The following is a 288-nucleotide window of genomic DNA, read 5'->3' on the forward strand; positions in this document are numbered from 1 at the left end:
TTTGTTAAAACCTATAAGGTTAAAACGATTTTTACAGAAAGTAATGCTTCTTCGAAAGTAGCTGAAACTCTTGTCAAATCAACAGGTGTGGGTCTTAAAACTCTGAATCCTTTAGAGGCAGACCCACAAAATGACAAAACTTACTTAGAAAATCTAGAAGAAAATATGAGTGTTTTAGCAGAAGAATTAAAGTGAGGAAAGAATGAAAATCAATAAAAAATATCTAGCTGGGTCAGCAGCTGCACTTGTTTTAAGTGTCTGTGCTTATGAACTAGGTTTGCATCAAGC

2 protein-coding genes are annotated in these 288 nt (G+C 34.0%); both read left to right on the plus strand.

The window, feature by feature from the left end; translation table 11 throughout:
* Positions 1–195, plus strand: a 195-nt coding sequence (locus tag N5909_RS00015) for a metal ABC transporter solute-binding protein, Zn/Mn family (RefSeq protein ID WP_271630616.1), incomplete at its 5' end; no start/stop codon positions are given.
* A gap of 7 nt (positions 196–202) precedes the next feature.
* The coding region (locus tag N5909_RS09775) for a pneumococcal-type histidine triad protein (protein WP_419965925.1) at positions 203–288 on the plus strand (86 nt) is incomplete at its 3' end.

The organism is Streptococcus gwangjuensis (assembly GCF_028156745.1).
Lineage (GTDB): Bacteria > Bacillota > Bacilli > Lactobacillales > Streptococcaceae > Streptococcus > Streptococcus gwangjuense_A.